The sequence below is a fragment of the Sphingobacterium sp. UBA1897 genome (assembly GCF_002337775.1).
Classification (GTDB): Bacteria; Bacteroidota; Bacteroidia; order Sphingobacteriales; family Sphingobacteriaceae; genus Sphingobacterium; species Sphingobacterium siyangense.
The window spans coordinates 158,024-182,566 of sequence record NZ_DDGR01000007.1 but is presented as its reverse complement, the minus strand read 5'-3'; the positions used below and the strand labels follow the sequence as shown (position 1 = coordinate 182,566).

Genomic DNA, 24,543 nt, shown 5'->3' with positions numbered 1-24,543 from the left:
ATGTTGAAGCGACTATTTCACACAGGATATAGCCGAATGATGATCCTGCTCTTCCTGTTATTGGGGGCGACGGTCTCCTTAAGGGGACAGTCCAGAAAGGTTATTGATTTTAATGGGGGCTGGTGGTTTAAACTGGATAGCAGCCAGCAATATAGCAATGGACGAAAAGGAGAGGGCTGGCGAAAGCTCGATCTACCCCATGACTGGAGTATCGAAATGCCATTTAGAGAAAACAGCCCCGCAGGTAGCGGGGCTGCTTACCTCGATGGTGGCGTAGGATGGTATCAAAAAACGTTTAAGCTGGCTCAGGCTGAGCAAGGGCAACGGATATTTATTGCATTCGAAGGTGTGTACGAAAACAGTGAAGTCTGGATCAATGGGCATTTTTTAGGAAAAAGACCCAATGGTTATATCGGATTTGAATATGAGCTTTCCCCTTATTTATACTGGGATGGTAGAGACAACCTGCTTTCAGTAAAAGTAAACAATAAGAATCAGCCCAACTCGCGTTTCTATTCGGGGTCGGGGATCTATCGGGATGTCAAATTAATCAGCCGGAATCCAGTCAGCATAGGAACGAACAGTACTTTCATAAGAGCTGGGCAGCTCAGTGAGAAACGTGCTGTCGTGGATCTCTCTCTGGAAATTGAGCATAACCTTGAGGAATCAAAAAAGATTACGCTTCTGACAGAGGTTCTTTCGGCTCAAGGTGCTGTTGTCGCAAGCAAACGTACCACCTTGAGCGCTGTCAAAGCAGGTCTGCACTCCACCGCTCAGCAGATAGTCCTCGAAAATCCCGTCTTATGGGGTATTGAAAATCCCTATCAATATACTGCAAAAATTAAACTTGTTGTTGATGGTCGGGTTTTAGATGAACAGCTTACGAAATTTGGCTTACGTAATTTTAGCTTCGATCAGCAACGGGGCTTTATACTGAATGGGAGGCAGCTTAAAATCCGGGGTGTCTGTTTACATAGTGATCTCGGCGCTTTGGGCATGGCATTCAATACGTCGGCAGCATTACGTCAGCTCCGCATCATGAAAGCAATGGGGGTCAATGGGATACGCACCTCACACAACCCTGCGGCTCCAGCGTTTTTGGACCTTTGCGACAGCTTGGGTTTTGTCGTGATGAGTGAAACTTTCGATGTCTGGAAAGGGCATAAAAACCCTTATGACTATCATTTATACTGGGACGAATGGTACAAGCGGGACTTTGTTGACCATGTCAAAAGGGATCGGAATCATCCGTCGCTGTTTATTTGGTGCCTGGGCAATGAAGCGCAGGAGCAATGGCATTCCAAAGCTGATGGTACAGCGATTCCGATCGCGCTGGCAGCAATCGTCGATAGTCTAGATGGCACACGTCCGACCACCATTGCTAATAATGAGCTTTCCAAAGCAAATCCGGTGCTGATGAGTTCGGCGGTAGATCTGATTGGCTACAACTATAACCATAAGAAATGGGCAAGCTTCCCACAGGATCACCCCGGAAAGAAGTTTATCGTAACGGAAAGCACTTCGGCGTTGGAAAGCCGCGGAACGTATGATTTGGTTCCTTATGATTCTAGCCGCATGTGGCCTGAACGATGGGATATTCCTTTTTCTGGCGGGAATGAAGACAGGAACATATCGGCTTACGACAATGTATTCACACCATGGGGTTCAAATCATCAGACAAGCTTGAGGTTGATGGAAAGGTATGACCATATTGCTGGGATGTATGTATGGACGGGATTTGATTATCTCGGCGAACCCACACCGTACACCTGGCCGGCACGAAGTTCGTACTTTGGTATTGTGGATCTAGCTGGATTTCCGAAAGATGTCTACTATCTGTATCAAAGCGTATGGACAGAAAAGCCGATCTTACATGTATTGCCTCATTGGAATTGGAAGCAAGGTGATCAGGTGGATATCGTGGTATATTTTAATCAGGCTGACCGGGTGGAGCTTTATCTGAACGGTAAAAAGATAGGGGAGCAGTCCAGAGACCCAGACCGGTACGATCTTGTATTTAAGGCCGTTGAATTTGAACCAGGGGAGATTGAAGTAATATCGTTTCAAGGTGGCAAGAAACTGCTAAGTAAAACGATCCGTACGGCAGCAAAAGCGCATCGTATACAATTGTCTTCAGAAAACCTGACTTTCAATTCGGCAAACAAAGAACTTTCCTTTGTGCATGCCTATATCGTGGACGAGTTTGGTACGATCGTTCCTGATGCAGACGATAAAATCGAATTTGAGGTGAAGGGAGATGCTGCAAAAATTGTGGCGACAGACAATGGCAATACGACGGATCTGACAAGCTTCCAATCAGCTTCGCGCAATGCTTTTCATGGTAAAGCCTTGGCGATTGTCACGAGCAAAAACAAAGGTAAAATACGGGTAAGGGCAAAAAGTGAAGGACTAATTTCGGGGGTTATTCAGCTTGAAGCCAATTAGTTCTTGGCTCTGGTCTGCGCTGGATCTGTATGTTTTTTGTTCACTAATAAGAGCAAGGTTTTACCATGGTAGGACCTTGTCTTTTTGTTGTATCGTGCTATCGGCAATTTGTTAAAGACGTTGTTTCTCCATTATTACCGATAAAAGACTGTGGTAAGTACAATATATCCTAAAAAGGAAATAATTTGATAAATGTTCGTGAAGATATTTATATTTGATCAGAAGCCATTATTAGCAAATGATACCTGTATCGCTGACACAACAAGAAAACTTACAAGGTATTATTAAGTATTTTATCATAGGATCTTAATTAAAAATAGCATGAAAGAAAAAGAATTAAGCGAACTATCGGACCAAGAATTATTAAAAAAACGGAAAGATTTGCTGATCTTCAAAAGGTTCTCTGTAATATTAACCGTATTGTGCCTTCCGGTTGTGGTTTATAGTATTGTGAAAAAATAACTTTTCCTGTTTAAGAAGAACAAAGAGTAAATTAGGTGAACATTTTGTGATATATTTGTATTCTATCCCTAACAAAGCAAAGGAAAAATGGATTATGATCAAAGTATTGTTGTCAGCACTTCTTTATTTTTCACTAGTATTCTCCGTATTTGCTCAAAAAGCTTCTAAACCGATCTTCGGTACGTATGGGGAATATTCGACCCGTCTGACTCTAAATCTAGACAGCACATTTGAGCTTATTGAAGCAGATCCTATTTTCCCCTATACATTTGAATCCTATACGAATAGAGGAGATTGGGAAGTAAAGGGAGATACAGTAATTTTAAATCCACACCTGGAAAAAAGATTACCCAGGGTATCGGTACGGGAAAAGTCAGTCCAAAAAGATAACGATTCTATTTCAGTAACGATCAACTATTATTTGGAAACTTATGAGAAAAACGAGATGAGCAGTAGAACTCCGTTTTACTTCGAATTACTTTCCATATATATTAACAAAAAGAAAAATTATCGAAATATTGTCCATGTTCCGCAATATAGACATTGCATGTTTTCTTCCAGACTAAGAAAACAAATCGTTATTGATTCAACGAAAACATTTAATTTTCCGAGACAGGACGTTTACAAGTTAGGTGTATATTCGTACGGCTTTGAAAAAGCTATCGAAATTAAAGTCAATAATACCCAGGCCAACCATTACGAGATCACTGTTATACAACCCGTGGACAAAGAGCGGATGCCTAGGAGCAAGAAGGTTATTATCAAAAGGAGGCAAGCCTACTACTATGAATGGAATGGAAAGATCTCCAGTGGAATTTTCTCTTTGTCTCCTTTGGAGCGTTTAAATTAGTCTGTAAGAATAAATGTAAGTAACCAGTAAGGTTGTCAAAATCACTCCCGTGCTTTAATTTATCCATTTTAGGTACATAAAAAACACTAAATGCATTATTGTAATTGAATCTATAACTAGAGAAGTTATTTAAAGTATATTTGACCGATAAAAGGAAGTTATATAGTATATGCAGTAAGCAACTGTAAATAAATCCATATGGAGCTCTAGCATATTCTAGGATCCAACCCCTTGAAAAATAGAAAGCCAATAAAAATGGGATTAATAATAGGTTTTCAAAAGCCATATTGTAGCGCTTATAGTGAAGTATTGCAAAGATTATCGCAGACAAAATGAATATTCTACGTTGATTATATGTCCAAAATTTATTTAATGCATCCTGATTTTTAGAGTATGCGATACCGTAATAAAAATTAATATCGAAAAAAGTGAATCTTCAATAGTTGTTTTTTATAATCATAGCACTACGGCAAGTCCAGTCCATGTAGCTGTGAGAAATTCTAATGGACAGTATAGCTGGAAAGTAGGTGGGTTTAATTTTGAAGAAAACCAGGACTATTCAGTTTTATTTGAGCGGTAATACATTTTAAAGATAAACATTAATAATAAAAAAAAATCACTTAAAATGTTTATTTTAAGTGATTTATAATCAATGATGGTTATTGTTTATTATCGTTAATTAAGATTTACTTTCCGATGCAAAACTTGGAAAAGATATTATCCAATAAATCGTCTGTAGAAACACTTCCGGTGATTTCACCAAGATGATATAAGGCTTGGCGTATATCCATCGCTAGGAAATCAGAAGTGACAGGATTGTCAATCCCATATATTACGCGTTCCAGTGAATCTGCTGTTTTTTGTAGCGCTTCTACGTGACGGATGTTGGTGACCATGACATCGTCGGTATTTAAATTTCCTAAATGTACACGATTGATCAATTCGTCTTTCAGTTCCTCGACACCGATTTGTTCTTTCGCTGAAATGTAAAGCGGATTAAGGACATTGTAAACCTCTTTTTGCGCCTCAGAAAGCAAATCTGATTTATTGATAATGGTGACAAATGGAATTTGTAGGCGCTCGATTTCTGGTATTTGCGCTTGTACTTCTTCAACTTTGTCCTGTGTAGGGTCAAATAGGTAAATGATCAATCGCGCTTGTTTCATCTTTTCACGGGTACGCTCAACACCTTTTGCTTCAATAACATCCGCCGTCTCACGTATACCCGCTGTGTCAATAAATCGGAATGTGACGCCATGAATATTAATCTCATCTTCAATGGTATCGCGCGTTGTTCCTGCAATATCTGAAACAATGGCACGTTCTTCGTTTAAAAAAGCGTTCAATAGGGTTGATTTTCCTACATTAGGTTTCCCGGCAATAACAACAGGAACACCATTTTTTAGGACGTTACCCTGTTCAAAAGACTGCACTAATTTTTGAACAATAACCTGTATTTTATTGATTAGATTTTTTAGCTGATCTCTGTTGGCAAATTCCACATCTTCTTCCGAAAAATCAAGCTCTAATTCAATCAGTGAAGCAAAGTGAATGAGATCTTCACGAAGGGATTTAAGCTGATTGGAAAAGCCGCCACGCATCTGCTGCATCGCCACTTGATGTGAGGCTGCAGAATTAGATGCAATTAAATCGGCAACTGCTTCTGCTTGGGATAAATCCATTCCGCCATTGAGAAATGCACGTAGGGTAAATTCTCCCGGACGGGCGGCACGTGCTCCTTTTTTGATGAGTAAATTTACAACGCGCTCGATAATATATTTGGAGTTATGCGTTGATATTTCCACCGAATTTTCTCTCGTATAGGAGTTCGGAGCTACAAATAAGGAGACCAATACTTCGTCAATGATCTCTTCGCCATCGCGTATGGTTCCAAAATGGATGGTATGTGATGCTTGTTGAAGTAGGTTCTTTCCTTTAAATATTTCGTTCGTAATTTTTATGGCATTTTGGCCCGAAACGCGTATGACAGCAATAGCGCCATTTGTTCCGGAAGATGTCGCTAATGCAACAATGGTATCTTCAGTGATATATCCCGTATTTGACATGGTACAAAGATACGTTAAATTGAAGTAATGGATTCTATATATTGCAGCACAAATTAAATTCATCTTGATCGATTAAACCTTTGTTCAAACATTGAAGTCATACCCATAGAAACGCTTGTAAAAAAGAATGGAACACAGGCAGAGTGGAATTGATTTTTAAATTTAAATTATACTGTTATGAGAAAGATGATATACTTCGCGTTGGCAATTGGAGGGCTGGTTTTAATCGCTCCTCAACAATCTTCGGCTCAACATCGTGGACATGAACGTGAATGGAAACAGGACAAAGAGCGTAGAAAATATGAAGAGAAAAGGGATAAGGAATATCGAAAATATTTAGAAAAACGCGAAAAAGAAGACCGTAAGTATCATAAAGAAGTAGCTAAGTCATACCGAAAAGGATACCGTCATGGAGCACCAGCCTGGGCAAGTGCACATCGTTACGATAGTAGACACCATGTATACTTTAGAGATTACAAAACATTCTACGATCCTTACAGAGGAGGTTACGTGTATATGCGCAATGGTCGTTGGAATTTTTCAGCAAATGTACCTTCATTTATGTTAAATGTCAACTTGGGAGCAGCCAATATCCGGATTGTAAAAGATGTTGCAATTAGCAGACATCCTGAAGATTTTTACAACGACTACCGTTGGGATTAGAAAGAATTTATCTTGTTGTTTGAATAAAAAAGCCTCAGTCTTTAGGAAGATGAGGCTTTTCTTTTTGCTAGTCTTCTTCGAAACTGACTTTATTCACTTCAAGCGACTTTATCCGCGCTAACGATTCAATTCTTAAATCGGGCAATTCTCTTAATCTTTTGCCACCTTCCTGGAAGGATTTTTCGATAATAAATCCCATGCCCAATACTGAAGCTCCCGATTGTTTAACGAGATCGAGCATACCAAAAGCGGCATTCCCATTGGCCAAAAAATCGTCTATAAAAAGAACATTGTCGCTCGGCGTAAGAAACTCTTTGCTGACACAGATGTCATAGGTTCGGTTCTTGGTAAATGAATGCACCTGGCTTACATACATATCAGCCATGGTGGTCGGTTTTGCTTTTTTTACAAATACAACCGGTAATTCCAAAAGGTAGCCAAGCATGATCGCTGGGGCTATTCCGCTTGCTTCAATTGTAATGATTTTATTGATCGGGAGGTCTGCAAAACGACGGACAAATTCCACCGCAATAGATTTCATCAATACGGGGTCCATCTGGTGATTGATGAAGTTGTCTACTTTAAGTATGCCTCCTGCAAGACTTTTACCGTCATGAAGGATTCTATCCTTTAATAATTTCATGTTTTACTCGTATAAATATAGTGCGCTATGTCAAAATTTTGATTTGTTAATCCTTAATCCATCTCCATTTGATAGAGGTTATTGAACTCTTCTTGATGATGTTCGAGAATTACCTTTCGTTTCATTTTCAAGGTTGGTGTTAACTCTCCATTTTCAATAGTAAATTCATCTGTTAAAATAATTGGTTTCTTAATCTGCTCCCAGTTACCAAAGTGCTGGTTCGCACGACGCACCTCCTGATTGACTTTTTTTACAATGGCAGGGTCAGTCAGAAAATCATCCTTTGTCATGGTTGCAAGTTCAGGAGCATCTGTTCTGGCCCAATCCAACAAATGGGCATAGTTTGGTACAATAAAGGCAGAAGCAAACTTCATCCCGTCACCGATAACCATTGCCTGTTCAATAAATTTAGATTCAACGAGCTTTGTTTCTATTGGCTGTGGTATGACGTACTTCCCGCCCGAAATTTTGAACATCTCTTTTTTTCGGTCAATGATTTTCAAGAATTTTTCATCTTCCCACTTTCCAATATCTCCGGTATGCAGCCATCCATCAATGATTGTTTTATCCGTTTCGGCCTTGTTCTTATAGTATCCCATCATGACATTAGGGCCTTTTACTAATATTTCTCCGTCTTCAGCAAGTTTTATTTCAACAAAACGGACAGGAAGGCCAACAGTACCTATGCGTATTCCTTTGATATAATGATTGACCGAAATGAGTGGGGAGGCTTCGGTCATGCCGTAACCCTCATATAATGGAATTCCTGCAGCTAAGAAGGCACGTGTCAACTTGCTGTGAAGAGAGGCTGATCCAGAAGCAACGGTAAGTAATTCGCCACCCAATGCTTCATACCATTTGTTAAGGACAAGTTTCTTGGCAAGCTTTAGTTTGAGATTATAGGATAGACTTCTTTTCTCAGGATTTGGATCATATTCTTCTGCAACTGAAACAGCCCAATCAAATACTTTGCGTTTGAAACCACTGAGATCATGACCTGTTTTCATGATTTTCTCATAAACTTTTTCAAGAATACGTGGGACAACGGTCATGATATGAGGTTTTACTTCCTTCAGATTATCACCAATCTTGTCAAAAGATTCTGCGATATAGATCGTAAAGCCAAGATACATATAGGTATATAAAACCATACGCTCGTAGGCGTGACAAGGAGGGAGGAAGGTCAGTCCGCGGTCATAAGCTTTACAAGGGGTAATTTCTGCTGCGCCCAATACATTGGAAAAGATATTATTGTGTGACAGCATTACGCCTTTTGGTTTGCCCGTTGTACCGGATGTGTAAATCAGGGTAGCGAGATCTTCAGGTTTAACCTGGTCACGTAGTGCTGCTAGTTTTTCTAGGGAGCAATTGGAGCCTATATCATTCAGTTCTTTCCAGCTACGTGTGCCTTCCTGATCTGCGATACAAAAAATATACTTCAATGTATAGATTGAGTCGGTTAGATTCATCAGGCGATCGTACAGGCTTTTGTTACTGACGATGCAAACCCTGATTTCGGCATCATTAAAGATATATTGATAGTCTGTATCCGTAATATTTGGATAGATGGCCACCACCACTGCACCAATTTGCTGGATTGCAAAGTCAATCAAATGCCATTCCATACTGCTGCCGGCAATGAGACCAACTTTCTCGTTGGGTTTCACGCCAAGTTCAATCAGCCCTTTGGAGAGGCTGTCTACTTGTTCAAGAAAATCTGCTGTTTTGATATAATTCCACTTGCCGTCCACTTTGTGTGCAAACATATCAAGATCGGGGTATTTGCCCATCTGTTGACGTGCAAGATCAAATAATCTAAGTTTTTCTTCCATTTCAAATCGTATTCTTTTAAGCTCCGGGGGAGCACCCTTCCAGTATGAACTTTGTTTTAAGGGAAAAGTTTGCAAACATAAATAATAGTTTCAAGAATATGGAATGATTTTGTAATTAGCTTGTTTCAAAAGGATGAAGGGGAGTCGAGTGATAGGTAAAGTGCTTTTGTGCTTTTCAAAAGTAGGGTGTTTCCTGGATACCATTTGAGCATAGTTCCTTGAGTAGATGGACTTGATGCCCGCCAATTATAAAAAAAGCTAGTCGTTATCGACTAGCTTTTCTTCTTTGTTTTTCTTTGATCAAAAGCCCGAGCTCCCGACCTGTCGCTCCTGCGACGGAAGTATTTTCTTGTGCTCTACGGAAAAGGTATGGCATCACCGCTTTAACCGGTCCATAAGGCATGTATTTAGCAACATTATAGCCATGTGCCGCTAAGTTAAAGCTCAGGTTGTCAGACATACCCAATAATTGCGCAAAGAAGATGCGATCGGTGGATCTATCGATACCACGTCTGTCAATTTCCTTCGCCAATAACATGCTACTGTCCTCATTGTGTGTACCCGCCATTAGCCCAAAGTTGTCCAGGTGGTCCAAGATAAATTCAATAGCTTCATTATAATCTCTATCGGAAGCTTCTTTATTTGGCTGGATGGGATCGGAATAACCTTTTTGTGCAGCACGAGCACGTTCGATCTCCATGTAGGCACCACGAACGATCTTAGCACCCATGTGAAAGCCTCTAACTTTTGCGTATTCAAAGTCGGCTTTCAAAGATGCCAACTTATCACTACGATACAATTGATAAGTATTATATACAATTGGTTTCTCCATATTGTATTTTTCCATCATTTCACGTGCAATATCATCGATCGCATCTTGAATCCATGAATGTTCAGCATCCACTAAAACTTTTACACCGGCGGCATGACATGCTTTACAGATACGGTCAGTACGATCCAACATGCGTTGGTATTCTCCTTGTTCTGCTTCTGTTAAAGTTTCTTTGGCGTTGACCTTTTCAAATAACTCAAAACGTCCTAATCCAGTTGGTTTAAATACTGAAAATGGAATGTACTTGTTTTTACTGGCCGCAACTACGGTACGTAATACCTCTTCGCAGCAGGCGTCAAATGCACTTTCTGTTTCTTCTCCTTCAACGGAATAATCCAATATTGTCCCTACACCATTCTCTCCCAATTCGTTGATTGCTGCTTCGCAACCCGCGATGGTTTCTCCACCACAAAAATGTTTGAAGATTGTTTTACGGATGATGCCTTGGATAGGCAGTCCTATGTTCAGGGCAAAGTTGGTCATTGACGGACCTACTTTTGTCAAGAAGTTATTCGCTATTATTTTGAATAACCAATACGCTCTTTCCAAATCCTTATCGCTTTTACTTTTAAAAGCAATCTCTGTATTATCAAAGGATAATGTCTTGGGCTCAGAATTCTCAATCATAATCTTTATTTGCAATAAGGCAAATGTAGCAATTTAGTAAGCATTAAAACGATGATAATTCTTGTATTCCTCAGTGAAACCACTATTTTTGTGAAATGCAAGAATTTAAAATCGAGGGCGAATATATCCAGCTTATACAGTTACTTAAAGCTTTAAATTGGGTAGAGCATGGTGCTATGGCTCAATGGGTTGTGTCGGAAGGGTATGTGAAGTATAATGGGCAGGTTGATTACCGGAAAAGACTCAAATTAAGACCAGGAGATGTTGTTGAATTTGATGGGATGGAAATAAAATTGGTGTAATATTAAACAATATTGGTAAATAGAAAACTTAAACCTTAAAGAATCATAGAATGGAAGTCATAGAAAGTTTGGGCTATCAGGTATATTTTGATGATACGTTGGCCTCTTTAGAGGCGTTTTTAGCTGAGCGCAATTACTCAAAGATCATCGTATTGGTGGATACCAATACTTTGGATAATTGTTTGCCGCTATTTCAGCAAGCTTTACCCAATTTAGCGAATTATGATGTGATAGAAGTAGATCCGGGCGAAGAAAATAAAAATATTGATTTCTGTATTGGTGTATGGCATAATATGCTCGATTTCGGAGCTGATAGACATTCATTGATGATCAATCTTGGCGGTGGTGTGGTGACTGATATGGGAGGATTTGCCGCATCGACTTTCAAAAGAGGGATGGATTTTATTCAAATTCCGACGACTTTACTTTCCCAGGTAGATGCATCAGTAGGGGGTAAAACCGGTATTGATATGGGAAGTGTGAAAAATATTATTGGAACTTTTGCACAACCCCAGGCTGTTTTTATTTCAAGCCAGTTTTTGAAAACTTTAGATCAACGTCAGTTAATCTCAGGTTTTGCTGAAGTAATCAAACATGGCCTGATCTTCGATCGGGCTTATTATGAGCGAGTGAAAACATTGGAGATCGATCAAATCGATAATTCTTTGGTCAAACATTCTGTTTCGATCAAAAACCGTGTTATTCTTGAGGATCCGAAAGAAAAAGGACTGCGTAAAATTTTAAACTTTGGCCATACAATTGGTCATGCTATTGAGGGATACTCTTTGTTGAACGATGCTTCACCTTTATTACATGGAGAAGCTATTGCAGTAGGAATGATTTGTGAGGGGTATCTATCGCATAAATTGAATGGTTTGCCTTTGGATGAATTAAACGATTTGATCCAAACCTTCAGAAAATATTTCAACGATTACACATTCGATTCATCCATTGATACAGCCTTGTTGGATCTGATGCGAAATGATAAGAAAAACCTGTCCAATCAGATCGGTTTCGCATTGCTTGATCAAATTGGCAGTTGTCAATATGATATCTACGTTTCTGAGGATGATATTATAGAAAGTCTTGATTTTTACCGTGAGCTAATCACAAAATAATAAAACAGAAAAGCCGTGTATCGGGAGAATGCACGGCTTTTCTTTACAGCTATTTTTATCGCAATTTCGTTGCGGAAAATAGTAAACCTAAACTTAAATCATCATAATAACCATTTATATCATGAATAGAATCTTCATTTTTCTGTTTCTCCTGTTGGGGATATCAGCTGCTGTTCAGGCACAAAGGCAAGTATTGATCTTTAGCAAGACAAAAGGGTTTAGACACGGAAGCATCGAAAAGGGTGCACAGGTACTTAAACAATTGCTAGATAAAGAAAAGATAAAATCTGATCATTCGGAGGACGCTGCTCTGTTTACAGATCAGGGATTGAAAAAATATGACGCTGTTATCTTTCTGAGCACAACTGGCGATATTCTCGATAATGCGCAACAGGAAGCTTTTGTGCGGTATATCCAATCAGGAAAAGGGTTTGTGGGTATCCATGCCGCGACGGATACGGAGTTTGATTGGCCCTGGTATAACGGCCTTGTAGGGGCATATTTTGCGTCTCATCCTGCCGTACAAAAAGCCAAAATTGATGTGCTGGACAGAAAACATCCGGCCACCAAGCACCTCGATCCGATCTGGTGGCACAAAGATGAATGGTATAATTTCAAGGACGTGAAGGACGGATTGCATGTGTTGATGAATTTGGATGAAAAAAGCTACCAAGGTGGAAAAATGGGGGATCAACATCCAATCTCCTGGACCCAGAGCTACGATGGAGGGAAAGTCTTCTATACCGGGCTTGGACATACCGATGAGTCCTATGACGAACCTGAGTTCCAAAAACATTTAATTGGAGGAATTTTATCTGTTCTTCCCAAGAAAAAGTAACTTATTTTATAGTTGGCGTTTTCTTAAATAGGGCATGGTACATGCTTCTATGTGTCAATAACACAATGAAAAGTCCCAAATGGTCATTCCATTTGGGACTTTTTTATAATTGACGGGAAAAGGGAAGAGAACCGATTTTGCCATTTGCTTGGGTTTAATAGTTCAGTTTATATTTTGCGCCGATACTAAACCAACGACCGGGCATTGGAACGGCGGCAGCTTCTATATAGCTCTTGTCAAATATATTCTGAACATCCACAAAGATGTTTAAGTCTTGGAGTTGGTACGATCCTCTTACGTCAGCGATAAAATAAGATTTGTAACTGATACGCTCATTAAAGCGGTTTGCAGAAGTTAACATCCAGTTCTTGTGGTTTATGGTAAAGTTGGCAATAACTTGATGCCTTAAGCTTTCAATAGCATATTTGGATAGTATCCCGTCTGCTAATGTTATGCTTGGGTTGAGATAATTATAACTTAGCGTTGTAAAGTATCGTGTCGTTGCGCTGGGATCGTTGATATTATATCGGAATGAAGCATTGAATCCATCAATTTTATTTTTTCCAATATTTATTGGTTTCCACGGAATGACCGTTCCGCTTCCTGTAGTGGCATCCTCTTTTTGCCAGTCTATGAAATCGCTTATCCTTCGATGGAAATAGCCCGCTTGAGCGATAATCCGATTGGATAAGTATTTTATACCACCTTCGATCTGATAGGCGTTTTCAGAGCTCAGTGTGGGGTTTCCGACGTTGGCTGTCTGATTGGTGTAAAGATCCGTAAAGGAAGGGATCCGCTGGCTAGAACCTGCGTTGACTACAATCTTCCAATGTTCGGTAATATCATATCCCAAATCTAGACCCGGGAATACCTGCCAGCCAAATTTTGAGTTGTAATTGATGTAGGCACCAGAGTTGATCATCAGTTTTTTGATCGCCTCTGTTTTGAATTCAAGGTAGCCGCCGTAATTCTCCCGGTTATGGTCGCCAATACTGGTGCTATTGATGCGTTCAAATCGACTTTCTAATCCTAAGCCAAATGTACCATAACTTTGCTCCAATGTAGCATTGATTTCTGCTCCGAAGACGTTGCTGTAATGTTTGGATCTACCTTTGGTTGTTTCTCTGCCTAAATACCAATATTCATCTTCGTTGTAGCGATTACTGAGACGTGGACTGATGGAAAATGCCTGTGTTAATTGATGCTTGGACTGTAGGGAAGCGAAAGCTGTCTTAACCTGTTCATAAGCTTCCTTGTCACTCGGTGCAGCATAGTAACCATTGGCTCCAAATTGATTGTTGATATAGCCAACATTGGCTTTTATCATATTGGCTGTATTCGGTTGATATGTACCGTCATAATAGAGTTTATTATTGTTGGAGGCTGTATTATAGCGTTGTCCATTCGAATCTTCGTGGCCAAAATATAAACCGTGGCTTGTTTGCTTGGTTAAGAACTGTGAGCCAAGCTGAACACCTTTACCATAATACTTGCCTGTACTTGTCTGCTCATTATCTTTGAATGAAGAACCACTATATACCTGGGCGCTAATTTGATTTGATTCAATTTTCTTTGTTACGATGTTAATGGCACCGGTTAGTGCATTAATACCGAAAATCCGTGAAGCCGGCCCCCGAATTATTTCGATACGCTCGATGGCCTCTAGAGGAACCGGAAGGTTCATATTGTGATGGGCACTCTGTGGATCGGTGATTTTAACACCATTGAGTAGGATCGCCGTCTGTTCAAAAGACCCACCGTCGATACTTATATCTGCCTGCGAACCGAATGGTCCACGTTGGCGAATATCAACACCTGGGATATTGCTAAGCAATTCGTTGATTGATCGATTTGGTAGTCTCTGTATATCTTCCTGCGTCAATATTTGGATATTCTTGCTTTGTTTTGAAAAAGGGATCTGTAAGCGATTTTGATTAATGATGACTTCGCCTAAAGCGGTTGTGTCTTTAATCTGAGCAGTCGCAGCCCCAATACTCAGCACTAATGCAAGGTTTGTTAACGTAATATTCTTATTCAACATGCTTTCCTAGATTTTACGCTGCAAAAGTAGCTTAGCTGACTAAAAAATAAATAGTCCGGTGTGAATAATACTGGTAGTCCGGGTGATGTTTTGTAGCCTTTTTACATCCATTCTTCTCGACCGATACGCTTTTTCCCCGTTATATCGATGTGATCTTGCTTGTCGCTGCTTTTTATTTTTTCGATGTTAGTCAAGTCGGGTTGGCCGGATTCGAGCCAGGCTGAATACCAATAGGAAGCAACGCGTAAAATGGTTTTTTGCATTCTCCTTTCAACCATACCGTTCATGGCTTCATGATAAGCTCTAGCATAACTGTCGGAATAGGTCCATACCAATTGATTGTTTCGCTCAATAAAAGATTTTTTTTGAGATGCCTTAAATTGACGATTGAGCTGGGCTTCGATGCTCAATACAGAATCCACAAGGCGATTGCTTTCACGGACGATAGTCCAGGCTTCCGCTAAGGGATCTTTAATATAGTTGGCTTTTCCAACGCGAAGGTTGTATTTTTCTGAAAACATTTCTGGTAAGCGGCTTTCCCAGAATGCATGTATACCTTGTTGATGCGTTAGCTGTCCATTATAATTTTTAGTCGTGTGCAATGGAACATGGGCATCAGCAATATAATGGCCGAGTTCTGCAGAGTGTTTGATGATCCGTTTATAATCTTTTGCTTGAAAGGCTTTAACAAGCTTTTGGTAGGTAAGATTGATTTGCCAGGGCACAATGCCATTTTTTAACAATTGCTTTTCTTGAAATTTCTCTTTGGCTTGTGACCAATGTATCGGTATGGAGTCAACTGTACTTTCCTTGCGGTAGTCCTCTAAATCTATAAAATGTCTTGGGCCTTCAGCGCTGTCTGTGAAGCAGCGTTTATCTGGATCAACGGCTTTTTCGGTAATAAGGTCAATATTGGATTTATAGAACTTGGCCAACTGAGCGGGGAGCGCAAAGACGGCATAATGGTTAATTTTTTTATGAGCAAAAAATCCCCATGATGTTAAAATTAGCATGGCGACTATGCAAAGCATCCGATAAAATAGAGACTTCATGGGGTATTAAACTGGCTATTAATTAATTGTTGATATTAAATATACGTAAAGGAAAATTAAAAATGGATTAACGAATTTTTTTATTGATGTTAATTTATATTTTCTTAACATAACTAAACAATAAAATAATATTGATACTCGTTAAAATTGATTAATTTGCCGACACAAAATGCAGTCGTTATGAAGATATTGTATGCCGTACAAGGGACAGGAAATGGACATCTGAGCCGGGCAATGGATATTGTCCCCTGTTTGAGGGAGTTAGGGGAAGTCGATGTTTTGGTTAGTGGAATTCAAGCAGATCTATCATTACCTTTCGAAGTGAAATACCGTTTTCACGGGTTGAGTTTTATCTTTGGTAAATCCGGCGGAGTAGATCTGTGGAAAACATTTATGAGTTCGACGATCCGTAAATTCACGAATGAAATTAAGAGCTTGCCCATAGAAAACTATGATTTGGTGATCAATGATTTTGAACCAATTTCTGCTTGGGCTTGTCATTCAAAAGATTTGGAATGCATTGGGTTGAGCCATCAGATTGCTGCCTTAGATCCATCGAGTCCTAAGCCAGAAGATAGTGATATGTTGGGCAAATTTATTATGAAAAATTATGCTCCGTCTACTCATTCCTATGGTTTCCATTTCAAGCGGTACGCCAAGAATATTTACCAACCGGTTATCCGTAATGCTGTTCGTGAATTGAATGTGACAGATCAGGGACATTATACGGTTTACCTCCCGGCATATGACGATGCGCATCTTTTAAAGCATTTGATGAAGTTTCCGGATGTGAAGTGGGATGTTTTCAGCAAACATAATTCGAAGGCATTTGACATGAAAAATGTAACGATAAGACCGATCAATAACCAATCTTTTATTGATAGTATGGCATCTTCTTCTGGAGTTTTATGTGGGGCAGGTTTTGAAACACCGGCAGAAGCGTTATATTTGAAAAAGAAACTGTTAGTTATCCCGATGAAAAACCAATATGAGCAGCATTTGAATGCAGCGTCATTGGAAGAGATGGGGGTGCCTGTAATTTCGAGCTTAAAACAGAAAAACATGCTGGCGATAGAAGCCTGGCTCAACAGTAAATCTAGGGTTGAAGTTGATTACCCTAATATCACGCAGGAAATTATAAATGAAATCGTGCAGAAGCACCGTTAAACAAACATGAAGTATATTGCATTAGCCCTATTATCCTTGACAACAGTCACAGGATTTGCCCAACAAAAAAAAACGAACACGACGGCGAAGAAGAAGGTCGTCGCAACTAAATCAAGTGCAACAAATCAACTGAAAACGAAGGCCGATTCTGTGTCTTATGCGTTTGGTGCCGATATCGGAAATTCACTAAAATCTATTGAGATCGATTACTTGAAGTCAGATGTTATTGCAAAAGCAATTTCGGATGTCTTGAAAGGGGAGAAATCGCTATTGGAAGAAGGCCAAGGAAGAGCTGTTATCCAGCAGGCGATCATGGACGTTCGTGCTAAAAAAGAGGCTGCTAGCCGTGCTGAAGAAGATAAATTTTTTGCAGAAAATGCTAAGGTTGCTGGGATGAAATCTACAGCCGAAGGAATTCAATATCTTGTTCTCAATGAGGCGGAAGGTCCAAAGCCAAAAAGTGATGATGAGGTAACAGTGCATTATAAAGGTACTTTACTCAATGGAAAGCAATTTGATAGCTCATATGACCGTAAGGAGCCATTGAAACTGTCCTTGGGTCAGGTGATCAAAGGTTGGCAGATTGGAATCCCGTTAATGTCGAAAGGTGCAAAGTATAAATTTTTTATACCAAGCAGATTAGCGTATGGCGAACGGGCGACAGGTGAAATTCCTGCAAACAGCACATTGGTGTTTGAGGTAGAATTGCTTGATATTGGTACAGATGGAACAACGTAAATTAGGAAATACAAGCTTAATCGTTTCGGAAATAGGTTTGGGCTGTATGTCGCTAAAAGGCAATCAGTCCAAACAATCCAAAGATATTATCCAAAAAGCTTACGAGAACGGGATCACTTTCTTTGATACCGCTGATCTCTACGATAAAGGCCTAAACGAGATGATCGTCGGGGAGAGTGTGCAAAGCTTTCGCAAGCATATTGTTTTGGCGTCGAAAGTTGGTAACCTTTGGCGTGCAGATGGATCCGGTTGGGATTGGAAGGCTTCGAAAGACTATATTATCAAGGCTGTGGAAGGTTCGTTGTCACGTTTAAAAACGGATTACATCGACCTCTATCAGTTACATGGTGGTACAATAGAAGATCCGATAGAGGAGATTGTTGAAGCGTTTGAGTTGTTGAAGAAACAAGGGAAAATCCGTGCTTACGGCCTTTCATCAATTCGCCCAAACGTTATCAAGGCATTTTTGTCCAAATCTGACATTGCCTCGGTAATGATGCAATACAGTCTATTGGATAGAAGACCAGAAGAAGAAATCAGTGGCTTGTTGGAAGAACGGGGTGTAAGTATCGTCGTACGCGGTGTATTAGCCAAAGGTGTTCTCATCAACAAACCTATTGAACCTTTTCTTCAGTATAGTTCGGGAGAGGTGGCCCATATCGTGAGAAACTTGGCAAATCTTTCCAAACGTATCGGAAAAGACAATATGATTGTTGCACTATCTTATGTGCTTTCTAACGCAGCTGTTGGTACAGCACTCGTTGGTGTGAGTACCAAATTGCAATTGGATGAATTGATCAGAGCAAAAGCGCAGATTATCAAATTAAGTGATTCGGATAAGCAGGTACTATTGGAAGGTGTCCGGTCGTTATACTATACCGAACACCGGTAAGCTTTACTATTTATTAAAAAATAGTCTTAATATTTTAGCGAGGTCTTCTTTTGTATCCACCGCGACAGTTTCATGCATTGTAATTGCCGTTTGAATGGTGTAACCGTTTTCTAACCAGCGCAGCTGTTCCAATGCCTCTGCTTCTTCTAGCATAGAAATGGGAAGTTGTGTCAGGGCTTTTAATGTATCTACCTGGTAAGCATATATTCCGATATGTTTATAGAATGTTTGCTTTTGTAACCATTGGTCTTTTTCCACACCTCTTAAAAAAGGAATGGTCTGCCTACTAAAGTAGATTGCTTCTCCTTTGCTGTTTCGGACAACTTTAGGGATGTTTACATTGAATAGTTCCTCCTCCGCAGTAATTTCCTTGACTAGGGTCGCTATCTGCGTAGTGGTATCTTCAAAACAATGTGCTAAAAGATCAATTTGCGCGGGGTCAATAAAGGGTTCGTCACCCTGTATATTGATGGCAACATCATAACCTTCTATATCCGTTATAACTTCGGCGCAACGATCTGTTCCCGATTGGTGGTGCTCTGCTGTCATGACGACTTTGCCACCAAAGGAAAGTACAGTTTGTGCTATGCGTTGATCGTCGGTTGCGACAACAACTTCGTTTAATTTTGTTGATTTTTTGACCTGTTCGTAGACACGTTGGATCATCGTTTTTCCTTCGATGTCGATCAGGGGTTTTCCAGGGAATCTGCTCGATGCATATCGAGCAGGGATAATACCTAAAAATTTCATCTTTTATTTTTTATCAATGGATGGGCAATTGGAATTTATCAAAAAGCCTGTAAAATAACGTTATTTTACAGGCTTTTTGATTCGTTGATTATTCGAACAATCCGAATAATTCGGCTTCGATCTTTTGAATGATATCGCCGAGGTCTTCTGGGTTTTTGGTGAAGTCCAGATTGTCCTTGTCCAGAATCATTACCTTACCTTCTTTGTAATTATTGATCCATTTATCGTATTTATCGTTCAGCTTCGACAGATAATCCAAGCGAATTGCGGATTCATAGTCACGGCCCCTTTTTTGGATATTATTCACTAGGGTAGGGACAGAGGCTTTGAGGTAAATCAATAAATCTGGAGGTTTGATATAGTGGATAATGCTTTGAAAAATATTACTATAGTTTTCAAAATCACGTGCGCTCATTAAACCCATATCATACAAGTTTTCGGCAAAGATATAAGCATCTTCATAAATGGTACGATCCTGAATCATATCAATGCCAGTTTCCTGCAATTTTACAATATGTCTAAAGCGACTGTTGAGGAAAAAAATCTGAAGATTGAATGCCCAGCGTTTCATGTCCGAATAAAAATCTTCTAGATAAGGATTGTTGTCTACAGCTTCAAACTGAGGTTCAAATTTAAAGTGACTGGCCAACATTTCGGTCAACGTTGTTTTGCCGGCACCTATATTTCCAACGATAGCGATGTGCATATTATTTCTAGCTTAATAAAATCTTTTAATACCAATAATCTCACGAACTTCTTTAAGTGTCTTGTGCGCGGATTCGCTTGCTTTTTCAGTGCCCATTTTTGCAACTTTAGCAATGTATGCATCATCGTTTGATATATCCTCAATGCGAGAGCGTACATCGTTGGTTGCAAGTACCATATCTTCTGCCAATTGTTTTTTGAAATCACCATAACGAATTTCACATTTGTTATAGAGTTCATCAAAATGCTGTAACGTATCTGCAGTAGATACGACCTTCATTAAATCAAAAAGATTTTGGATAGCTTCAGGCTTAGGCTGGTTCATCTCAGTTGGACCAGAATCGGATACAGCACGCATCACCTTTTTACGAATTACGGTTTCACTATCCGATAGATAAATACAATCTGCCTCACCATTGGATTTACCCATTTTTCCCTGGCCTGCAAGTCCGGGAACTTTCACCAATTTGTCGGAATAGGAGAATGCAAATGCTTCTTTAAAATAATCTACGTTGTATAAGCGATTGAAGCGATTGCCAAAAGTCCGCGTCATCTCCAAATGTTGTTCCTGATCTTTTCCTACTGGAACTTTTGTGCCATGGTGAATCAATATATCACAGGCCATCAAGACCGGATAGGTCAATAAACCTGCGTTAACATTGTCGGGATTGCTTCTAACTTTATCCTTAAATGCTGTAGCACGTTCAAGCTCGCCGAGATAGGCGTTCATATTCATGTATAGATAGAGTTCCGCAACTTCTGGAACATCTGATTGAACGTAAATAGTCGATTTTTCGGGGTCTATTCCTGCAGCTAGATATTCAACAATAACTTGGCGAACCGTTCCCTGAAGTCCATGAGGAGTGGGGTGGGTCGTTAGTGAATGTAAATCCGCAATGAAAAAAAAGCAATTATATTCGTTTTGCATTTTTACAAAATTGCTCAATGCGCCGTAGTAATTTCCTAAATGTAATTTTCCGGTACTTCTGATACCGCTAACAACTGTTTCCATATTCCTGCGAATTTACGCATAAATTTGACAAAGTCGAATTAAATTCGGTCGGTGACTCCCTTTTTAGGAATTGCGTTATTTTTTTAATTTTTTAGCTTCATTCCAATAAACGTCCATTTCTTCTAAACTCATTTCCTGCAGCTGTTGCTTATTTTCAGCGGCTTTTTGTTCTAAATAGGTAAACCGCTCAATGAATTTTTTGTTGGTGCGTTCTAGAGCATTTTCAGGATTGATACCAATATGCCGCGCATAATTTATTAAGGAGAATAAGAGGTCGCCAAATTCCCCTTCTGCTTTTTCCTGATCCATAGGAAGTGCTGTCTCCAGATTAAATTCTGCTTTAAATTCGGCAAGCTCTTCTTCTACTTTTTCCCATACTTGTTTCTTATCTTCCCAGTCAAAGCCGACACCGCGAACTTTATCTTGGATACGATAGGCCTTTACCAAAGCGGGTAGGCCTTTCGGGACGCCAGAAAGAACAGATGTATTGCCTTCTTTGAGCTTGATTGTTTCCCAATTGGATTTGACTTGATCTTCTGTATCAGCACTGGTGTCGCCGTAGATATGGGGATGGCGCGTAATCAATTTATCACAGATTGCATTGAGTACGTCTACGATATTGAAATGTCCTTCTTCTTCGGCAATGCGGGCATAGAATACAAGATGCATCAAGACGTCACCAAGTTCTTTTTTGATTTCTGGATAATCTTTTTCTAAAATGGCGTCGGTTAATTCATACATTTCCTCCATAGTCAAATGTCGAAGGGATTCCATGGTCTGTTTTTTATCCCAGGGACATTCAATCCGTAAGGTATATAAGACATCGAGTAATCGTTGAAAAGCTAGTTGAGGTGTAAGCTGATACGCTGGTGCTGCTAGATTTGCCATATTTCATCGTGTTTGGTAGCACAAAAGTAGAAATATGATTTCGAATAAACTATTTCAAATTGCGGAAAACAAAACCCTTTTGTCAATCGTTTTATAATAAAAATTAGAATTTAGATCGGATTTAGAACAATCAACTATGGAAAGAATGCATGGATACTCCTCTGCAAGTGTTGCCTTGGAAAAGTTAAACAACTTAGGTTACACGATAGATTATAATATTGAATTTGACGATTTGTTGGCTCATGCAGATCAGTACAGAATTGACTACTTATTTCGCTATGAAGGTGCATCGGATCCTGATGATGAATCGTCGGTGTATGGTATTAGCAAAAATTCGGGACAGAAAGGTGTTTTTGTTGCAGGCAATTTGTCTTTAATTGAAGGTAAGAAGCGGGATATTCTATTACAAATGGAACTTAAAGAGCGGGAGCGATAGCCTTATGGAAAAAAATGGAATGGAAACAACGGAGCGGCTTGAGCAGCTTAAGCTTTGGGCTTTGAAACGTGATGGTAAAGAGGAGGATGCGCAATATCATGATCTTGCTTCGGATCGATGGTTGCAGATTTATAGAAATGAAGCATTAAACCTCATGAAAGCGGGATTCTACAATAAAGGCTCGGCTTTGTTTGAGTCTTATGTTGAGGTTCATTATCCGCATGAACTGGAAAAATTGATTGGCAAATTAGAACGTAGTTATGACAGTTTACAGCGTTTTAGTCCAGGATTGCTTGAAGATGGTTTTTATAATCTCGTTTTGGGTGATATCCCTTTGCTCATGGCTGGTACGATCGTTGTTTTGCTTAGGGCCAAAGAGTCTGATTTTCCATCCATTTACAATAATGATGCGGATGCCGACATGCGAAGCTCTCCAAATTGGCTTATACAGCAGTCAAACAATGATATTTGGGTTGATATGCACCAGACAGCTTTAAATAATATTCACTACCCGGATAAAATTCTTTAGTCTGGCAAAATTTTTGTAGTCGATCGTACCAGAAAGAGGAAACCTGAATAGGTTGTTCACTTTTTGGACTTTTTATTGAATTGTAAACCCATTCTAAATTTTATTTTATGATGTTGTACATTGGTATTTTTGCCGTTATCGTTGTGGCTTGCGTATTCATTTCTCTTATGATGATGAAAAAGCAAAAGGAGACGGCCAAAAAGTATGAAGGTGAATCTGGGATTGCCCTAGCTCCGGGCGTAAAGGATGAATTGTTAAGTGATGAATTTAGTGAATTAAGAAAACAGTTGAACGGCGCTCCGATCGACGCCTTTACGCAATGCGCGTATATTGCAACAGTTGGCGACAAAGTTGCTTCAGCTGCAGCTACAGCGGCCAAGACTGTTGCTTGGGCGGCTGTAGGTGTAAAGGCTCGTTATAATGAACGGGATAACGCTTCTTATCTGGTGCTTAGCAACAACGAGTTGCATTACGTATTTTTTGATGAGGGGGAGGTGAGAGACCATTTGGTTTTTGATCATGAAACCTTGCTCGATGCGCGAACTGCGCAGATTACTAATTCTGAAAAAGTAACACGCATGGGCTCTGTCATGGGCTTGAAACCTAAGAAAATGCATCTTGACGTCAATGGAAATGGGCTCGATATTATTTATTACGGCACTGTTCAGCGTATGCCACATGGTATTATTTCTCCAGGTTCAGGTATGTTCGAAACACAGGCGAGGCTTCAATTGATGGGGCGTTTGTTTTTGGATAGATTATATAAAAAATATCCGCAGCTACAGAACTAAGCCGCCGAGAAATGTCATTTTAGTTTCGTTTTAATTGAAGTAAGTGGCCTTTTTGACTTGATTCCGCATTGCTTTTAGTAAATTGTCTGTATCATAAAATTTATATCATATGAAAATTTTAGCAGATAAAGTAGCTTTAGTAACAGGTGCGGGTTCGGGGATCGGACTGGCAGTTGCATTGGCTTATGGTAAAGAAGGTGCAAAAGTCGTTGTCTCGGATATCAACGAGCAAGCGGGGAATGAAACCGTAAAACAAATTGAATCTCTAGGAGGAGAAGCTGTGTTTTTCAAAGCAGATAGCTCATCTCCCGCTGACAATGAAGCCTTGGTGGGGTATGCTGTCAAGACATTTGGCCGGCTTGATATTGCATGCAATAATGCTGGTATTGGTGGAGAGGCTGCACTAACGGGAGATTACAGTCTCGATGGATGGAAAAAAGTAATTGATATTAATTTCAATGGCGTATTTTATGGATGTAAATATCAAATAGAAGCCATGGAGAGGAATGGAGGCGGTGTTATTGTCAATATGGCTTCCATTCATGGTACCGTGGCTGCGCCTATGTCAAGTGCTTATACTTCAGCCAAACATGCTGTAGTGGGACTGACAAAGAACATCGGCGCAGAATATGGTCAAAAAAATATTCGTTGTAATGCGGTTGGACCTGGTTATATTGATACACCGTTATTGGCTAAGTTGGATAAAGAGCATATCGATGCGTTAATCAGTAAACACCCTATTGGACGTTTGGGAAAGGCAGAGGAAGTCGCTGAGCTGGTTCTTTTTCTAAGTTCGGATAAATCGTCTTTTATGACCGGTGGGTATTACTTAGTTGATGGTGGTTACACTGCTGTTTAACAGAT

Annotated in this window: 24 protein-coding genes; 13 read left to right on the top strand and 11 right to left on the bottom strand. The window is 39.8% G+C overall.

Annotated elements, in window-relative coordinates; genetic code table 11:
• Both B4N43_RS06185 and B4N43_RS06180 read left to right on the top strand, forming a co-directional pair.
• On the top strand, positions 1–2,445 hold the full coding sequence (locus B4N43_RS06185) for a glycoside hydrolase family 2 TIM barrel-domain containing protein (protein ID WP_286733547.1): 2,445 nt from the start codon (positions 1–3) through the stop codon (positions 2,443–2,445).
• A 556-nt stretch (positions 2,446–3,001) separates the two neighbouring features.
• Positions 3,002–3,757 carry a copper resistance protein NlpE gene (locus tag B4N43_RS06180; RefSeq protein WP_145327425.1) on the top strand — a complete coding sequence of 252 codons (756 nt, stop codon included), beginning with the start codon at positions 3,002–3,004 and terminating at the stop codon, positions 3,755–3,757.
• Here B4N43_RS06180 and B4N43_RS25485 read toward each other — a convergent pair.
• Positions 3,669–4,157, bottom strand: a complete 489-nt coding sequence (locus B4N43_RS25485) for a type II CAAX prenyl endopeptidase Rce1 family protein (RefSeq protein WP_376749012.1) — start codon at positions 4,155–4,157, stop codon at positions 3,669–3,671. The two genes, B4N43_RS06180 and B4N43_RS25485, sit on opposite strands and share 89 nt — an antisense overlap.
• 286 nt (positions 4,158–4,443) lie before the next feature.
• Complete coding sequence (mnmE, locus tag B4N43_RS06175) at positions 4,444–5,823, bottom strand: tRNA uridine-5-carboxymethylaminomethyl(34) synthesis GTPase MnmE (RefSeq protein ID WP_286733545.1); 1,380 nt, start codon at positions 5,821–5,823, stop codon at positions 4,444–4,446.
• Between the two features lie 177 nt (positions 5,824–6,000).
• Between mnmE and B4N43_RS06170 the strand changes: the two genes are divergently transcribed.
• Positions 6,001–6,486, top strand: coding sequence for a hypothetical protein (locus tag B4N43_RS06170; protein ID WP_120334634.1), 486 nt, complete (start codon positions 6,001–6,003; stop codon positions 6,484–6,486).
• Positions 6,487–6,553: 67 nt separating this feature from the next.
• Here B4N43_RS06170 and xpt read toward each other — a convergent pair whose 3' ends face one another.
• The 3 genes from xpt to B4N43_RS06155 all read right to left on the bottom strand — a co-directional run bounded on the left by xpt (position 6,554) and on the right by B4N43_RS06155 (position 10,420).
• A complete protein-coding gene (gene xpt / locus B4N43_RS06165; protein ID WP_075992052.1) occupies positions 6,554–7,129 on the bottom strand; it encodes a xanthine phosphoribosyltransferase in 576 nt (191 codons plus the stop codon).
• 53 nt (positions 7,130–7,182) lie between these two features.
• Entirely contained in the window at positions 7,183–8,961 is a 1,779-nt protein-coding gene (locus tag B4N43_RS06160; RefSeq protein ID WP_075992053.1) for an AMP-dependent synthetase/ligase, read from the bottom strand.
• A 265-nt stretch (positions 8,962–9,226) separates the two neighbouring features.
• Positions 9,227–10,420, bottom strand: coding sequence for a proline dehydrogenase family protein (locus B4N43_RS06155; RefSeq protein WP_075992054.1), 1,194 nt, complete (start codon positions 10,418–10,420; stop codon positions 9,227–9,229).
• 95 nt (positions 10,421–10,515) lie between these two features.
• Here B4N43_RS06155 and B4N43_RS06150 point away from each other — a divergent pair, with 95 nt between their 5' ends.
• The 3 genes from B4N43_RS06150 (at position 10,516) to B4N43_RS06140 (ending at position 12,678) form a co-directional block, all read left to right on the top strand.
• Positions 10,516–10,722, top strand: coding sequence for an RNA-binding S4 domain-containing protein (locus B4N43_RS06150; protein ID WP_120334633.1), 207 nt, complete (start codon positions 10,516–10,518; stop codon positions 10,720–10,722).
• Between the two features lie 50 nt (positions 10,723–10,772).
• On the top strand, positions 10,773–11,840 hold the full coding sequence (gene aroB, locus B4N43_RS06145; protein WP_120334632.1) for a 3-dehydroquinate synthase: 1,068 nt from the start codon (positions 10,773–10,775) through the stop codon (positions 11,838–11,840).
• A 121-nt stretch (positions 11,841–11,961) separates the two neighbouring features.
• Positions 11,962–12,678: a ThuA domain-containing protein gene (locus B4N43_RS06140; protein WP_120334631.1), complete on the top strand. Its 717-nt coding sequence runs from the start codon at positions 11,962–11,964 to the stop codon at positions 12,676–12,678.
• A gap of 154 nt (positions 12,679–12,832) precedes the next feature.
• Here the strand turns inward: B4N43_RS06140 and B4N43_RS06135 are convergent, their stop codons facing one another.
• Positions 12,833–14,719, bottom strand: coding sequence for a TonB-dependent receptor plug domain-containing protein (locus B4N43_RS06135; RefSeq protein ID WP_286733539.1), 1,887 nt, complete (start codon positions 14,717–14,719; stop codon positions 12,833–12,835).
• 101 nt (positions 14,720–14,820) lie between these two features.
• On the bottom strand, positions 14,821–15,732 hold the full coding sequence (locus B4N43_RS06130) for a zinc dependent phospholipase C family protein (protein ID WP_286733537.1): 912 nt from the start codon (positions 15,730–15,732) through the stop codon (positions 14,821–14,823).
• Positions 15,733–15,951: 219 nt separating this feature from the next.
• Here B4N43_RS06130 and B4N43_RS06125 point away from each other — a divergent pair, with 219 nt between their 5' ends.
• Genes B4N43_RS06125 through B4N43_RS06115 form a run of 3 tightly spaced genes read left to right on the top strand, consistent with a single transcriptional unit; the run spans position 15,952 to position 18,568 of the window.
• Positions 15,952–16,938 (top strand): glycosyltransferase family protein, encoded by a 987-nt coding sequence (locus B4N43_RS06125; protein WP_120334628.1) that lies wholly within the window; start codon positions 15,952–15,954, stop codon positions 16,936–16,938.
• A gap of 6 nt (positions 16,939–16,944) precedes the next feature.
• Positions 16,945–17,676 carry an FKBP-type peptidyl-prolyl cis-trans isomerase gene (locus tag B4N43_RS06120; RefSeq protein ID WP_286733535.1) on the top strand — a complete coding sequence of 244 codons (732 nt, stop codon included), beginning with the start codon at positions 16,945–16,947 and terminating at the stop codon, positions 17,674–17,676.
• Positions 17,663–18,568, top strand: a complete 906-nt coding sequence (locus B4N43_RS06115) for an aldo/keto reductase (protein ID WP_286733533.1) — start codon at positions 17,663–17,665, stop codon at positions 18,566–18,568. The genes B4N43_RS06120 and B4N43_RS06115 overlap by 14 nt, the downstream gene beginning before the upstream one ends.
• Positions 18,569–18,574: 6 nt before the next feature.
• Here B4N43_RS06115 and kdsB read toward each other — a convergent pair whose 3' ends face one another.
• From kdsB to mazG, 4 genes are all read right to left on the bottom strand, one after another.
• On the bottom strand, positions 18,575–19,318 hold the full coding sequence (gene kdsB, locus B4N43_RS06110; protein WP_182981168.1) for a 3-deoxy-manno-octulosonate cytidylyltransferase: 744 nt from the start codon (positions 19,316–19,318) through the stop codon (positions 18,575–18,577).
• A gap of 88 nt (positions 19,319–19,406) precedes the next feature.
• The gene (locus B4N43_RS06105) at positions 19,407–20,024 is read right to left on the bottom strand and encodes a deoxynucleoside kinase (RefSeq protein WP_075992064.1); all 618 of its coding nucleotides are present in this window, start codon (positions 20,022–20,024) and stop codon (positions 19,407–19,409) included.
• Between the two features lie 12 nt (positions 20,025–20,036).
• The gene (gene trpS / locus B4N43_RS06100) at positions 20,037–21,035 is read right to left on the bottom strand and encodes a tryptophan--tRNA ligase (RefSeq protein ID WP_286733531.1); all 999 of its coding nucleotides are present in this window, start codon (positions 21,033–21,035) and stop codon (positions 20,037–20,039) included.
• Between the two features lie 75 nt (positions 21,036–21,110).
• Positions 21,111–21,923, bottom strand: coding sequence for a nucleoside triphosphate pyrophosphohydrolase (gene mazG / locus B4N43_RS06095; protein WP_286733529.1), 813 nt, complete (start codon positions 21,921–21,923; stop codon positions 21,111–21,113).
• 136 nt (positions 21,924–22,059) lie between these two features.
• Here mazG and B4N43_RS06090 point away from each other — a divergent pair, with 136 nt between their 5' ends.
• The 4 genes from B4N43_RS06090 to B4N43_RS06075 all read left to right on the top strand — a co-directional run bounded on the left by B4N43_RS06090 (position 22,060) and on the right by B4N43_RS06075 (position 24,538).
• A complete protein-coding gene (locus tag B4N43_RS06090; protein WP_153848806.1) occupies positions 22,060–22,359 on the top strand; it encodes a hypothetical protein in 300 nt (99 codons plus the stop codon).
• A gap of 4 nt (positions 22,360–22,363) precedes the next feature.
• Entirely contained in the window at positions 22,364–22,888 is a 525-nt protein-coding gene (locus tag B4N43_RS06085) for a hypothetical protein (RefSeq protein ID WP_286733528.1), read from the top strand.
• A 107-nt stretch (positions 22,889–22,995) separates the two neighbouring features.
• Positions 22,996–23,679, top strand: coding sequence for a hypothetical protein (locus tag B4N43_RS06080; RefSeq protein WP_147420923.1), 684 nt, complete (start codon positions 22,996–22,998; stop codon positions 23,677–23,679).
• 109 nt (positions 23,680–23,788) lie between these two features.
• Positions 23,789–24,538, top strand: a complete 750-nt coding sequence (locus B4N43_RS06075; RefSeq protein WP_159728574.1) for an SDR family NAD(P)-dependent oxidoreductase — start codon at positions 23,789–23,791, stop codon at positions 24,536–24,538.
• Positions 24,539–24,543 lie beyond the last annotated feature (5 nt).